At 39.1% G+C, this 3859-nt stretch carries 2 protein-coding genes; both read left to right on the plus strand.

Annotated elements, in window-relative coordinates; genetic code table 11:
- The coding region (locus PN457_RS10735; protein WP_271733277.1) for a DUF4351 domain-containing protein at positions 1–335 on the plus strand (335 nt) is incomplete at its 5' end.
- 652 nt (positions 336–987) lie between these two features.
- On the plus strand, positions 988–3859 hold a 2872-nt coding region (locus PN457_RS10740; RefSeq protein WP_271733279.1), incomplete at its 3' end, for a DUF4347 domain-containing protein.

Genomic DNA, 3859 nt, shown 5'->3' on the forward strand with positions numbered 1-3859 from the left:
ACACCCAAATTTTAGCCGGGTTAAAATTTAAGAAGGATTTAATTAGAAGACTATTTCGGGAGGGTATGATGCGGGAGTCAGTAATTTACCAAGAAATTCTCGAAGAAGGAGAACAAATAGGCGAACAGCGAGGGGAACTGCGAGGGAAACAGCAAGGGGAACTGCGAGAACGACGTTTACTTGTACGTCAACTTACACGCAAGGTGGGAGAATTACCCCCAGATATAGGCGCACAATTGGCAAATTTATCATTGGAAGAATTAGAAAATCTCGGTGAGGCTTTATTAGACTTTACCAGTTTGTTAGATTTGCAGTCCTGGTTAGGTAATAAGTAGAAAATAAACCCCAGAATACCTGGTATTTTGGGGTTTTATCATTTATGTATTCTCACGGTTAATCAAATGGCCATCTATTACCCATGTCCTTTGATAATCGGACATTTGGCATACTCACCGACCTAGAAGGTTGGTGATTTTTGAGGGTTCACTGCAACTTGCTACCGAAGTAGGGTTACAGTCGCTCCTCGCCGATTTAAAGTCGTGCCGATGCCTTATGCCGACTATTTTACATTCTACTGTACTGCACGCTAAATAGCAAGAGCTATGACAGACGAAAGCCGTCCTTCTACGATGTTACTCTGTATCCCACTCCTTTGGTCACGGTTCTCAAAACCGAATTAACGTGAGTTCGATGGAACTAAAAAAATGGTACGGGGTAGAGCAGGCAAATCTTTTAGGTAGATGTCAAATGGACTACGGTAACAATTTAGCATTTTTATGTGTTTTTTTTGACATTAATTTAATTAATCGTAATGATCGGTTTTCTGATGCCCAGTGAAGCAAATTCATGTATAGCTAGCTTTTTGCCCTTTCCTATCCGTCCAACTCACGTTATGAATTAAGTTATACATTAAGTTTTATAACGTATAGTAATTAGCTCCTAATTTGGTGATATTTTCCAAAATATACAAACTTCTTGGGTAAAACCATGAATAATCAGTCTTTTAATTCCGAATTCCCGCACAGTGCCGATGTTTTCCCTGTTTATGACGTTATTGGTGCTGATTATTCGCCACAGCAGGATAATTTCCCAGGGCAACTCAGCCCCATGGGGTCAGAATTGCAGTGGATGGATGAAGTTAAGTTAGTAGAAACTAGTGATTTTCAGTTCCCCGCCTGGGATGCTTTTCCGTCTCAAGAGTATGGCAGAGATTTACTCACAGGATTGGTGCCTCAAGAGGGTGTGGGCGGGGATAGTTTGACTGGGTTGCCCAAAACAGAGATTATCTTTGTGGATCAGGCAGTGCCGGATTATCAAAGTTTCTTGACTGGATTAGGTCATCATGTAGAAACTGTTGTCCTTGACGGTTCCCAAGATGGTATCTCCCAAATTAGTGCGGTTTTGGCTCAACGTCAAGGCATTGAGGCGGTTCATGTTGTTTCCCATGGTGCTGAGGGTTCCATCACTCTGGGTAATACTGTCTTAACACAGGCTACTTTGGCACAGTATCAGTCTCAGTTGCAGGATTGGAGTCTCTCCTTAACACCAACAGCAGATATACTGCTTTATGGGTGTGATGTGGCTGCGGGGATTGGCATTGAGTTAGTGGCGGAGTTAGCTCACTTGACGGGGGCTGATGTTGCGGCTTCTGATGATTTCACTGGTAATGCCCTGTTGGGTGGTGATTGGCATCTGGAAGTACAGACAGGAGCCATAGAGTCTAGTTTGCCCTGGCAGGAGAGTATTAATGATTATCAGTATTTATTACCAGTGAACATTAACGATGCGAGGTTTAATAGTCCTGGTGAAATTATTAGTGCTACTGATGATGGTGCAATAAGTTTTGCAGCAGTTACAGGAAATTTAACTTTTTCATTTGCAGATAACGTATATCTCGGAAATGAAGGAAATATAATTGTTACGAAGGGACAACAAACCCTTAATATTAGCCTCAGTAACTTGGACACACTAATAGGAAATGGGGATTCTTCAATAAATTTTCAAAGTGCTCTAATTGGTGGGGATCAGACTATTTCTATTAATCAGGATAACAATGTTCAAGTTCAATTTAGACTTGGTAAACACCATGAACTCAGGTTTCAAGGATTTAATGAGTTTACTGCTAAATTTGGACAAAATAACGGCTTAACAATTAATGGTAATGGTAATGCTAACATTACTGGACAGAATAAAGTTAAAATTGACTCTGGTAATCAGACAATTACCTTTAATAATATTAAGAACCTCACTGGTAGCAATGGCGATGATACATTCATTTTTTCACAAACAGGAAAGTTAAATGGTGTTTTAAATGGTGGTCAGGGTAACAATACAATTCAATATGATGGAAATCAGCCACAAACTATTACTTTTAGAGGTGATAAACAAGGGACTGCTAGTAACCTAGTGGGTAACGGCGTGGGTAACGGCTTTCAGAATATCAGCAACATAACTGGGGGAAGTGAAGTTGAGACTATAACTTTTGCAGAAAATCCAGATGCTGCGTATAATCCTAACACTGGATATACTTTTCAAGGTAATGGTGGTGATGACATTCTAAATGGTCGTGATGGCAATGACACTTTAATTGGTGGTATTGGTAATGACACTCTAAATGGTGGTGCTGACAATGACACTTTAATTGGTGGTATTGGTAATGACACTCTAAATGGTGGTGCTGACAATGACACTCTAAATGGTGGTGCTGAAAATGACACATATATTTTTAACAATAATTGGGGTCAAGATACGGTTGTAGAAGAACCTAATCAAGGCCAGGATACCCTGGACTTTACGGGAGTAAATCAAAATTTAAATTTTGATATCAATAATAATAATATCTTAGATTTTACAGTTACATCTGGTAACAATCAAGTAAACGGTCAAGAAGTAAACGGTCAAAATCGACCTGTTACTAATGTTGAAATAATAAGAGGTGGACAAGGTACTAATACGTATACTATACGTAATATTCTAAGTAATAGTAATGGAAATGCCATTACGCCTACGCTGACGATACAAAATCCAGAACTCCAAAATAGAGAACAAAATCAACAATCAATACTTGATTTAAGGAATTTTAATAGCCAGATAAAGATTACTATTGAGAGTGCGCGCGAGAATCCGAATAGCAATAAGAATGAGGTCACACTTTCACTTGGGAATAGAACAATAACTGCTGAGAACATTACCAAAATTATTGGCGGGACAGGAACAAATGATTATTTCTTCCAAACAACAGATAATAATCAATATTTACCTGTAATTATTGAAAATCCTCCAAATCTACAAAATCCTACAAACAATTTTTATTATGAAGAATATCGAACGAGTGTTCAGGTTAATTTAGGAGACCAGCCAGCACCCATAATATCCTCAGTCAAAACAGAACCCTTACTATCTGAAAGTCCGTATTTTATTCTTGATGTCTCACTACCAGATGGCGTAGACCAATTTACTTTAAAATCCAAAGACCAAGTAGAGTTTAGACATGGTCAAATAATGGATGGATATAAAGCAAGAATAGCCGGAGCATTCGGAATAAGCGGTAATTTGAGCGAGATAAAGACCAGTGGCACCGGACCATGGAGGATCACGATTCCCCATGACGCCCTGGCTAATAAATTCATACCTGACTATGAATTGGAATTTCTAAGTACCATCAATATAACAACTCCACCTGATAACGAATCCCAAACAGTATCCCATAACGGGACTGCCGGTAAGTTTAAATTAACCTATAGGAACAATAATGGATCAACCTCTGACACCGCAGAGATAGACTACAATGTTGATCAATCATCTTTACAAGCAGAACTGAGAAAGATTAACGGATTGGAGGGAGTAGAAGTAGAGAAAC

Origin of the sequence: Anabaenopsis arnoldii, from assembly GCF_028331025.1 — a bacterium.
GTDB classification, from domain to species: Bacteria; Cyanobacteriota; Cyanobacteriia; order Cyanobacteriales; family Nostocaceae; genus Anabaenopsis; species Anabaenopsis arnoldii.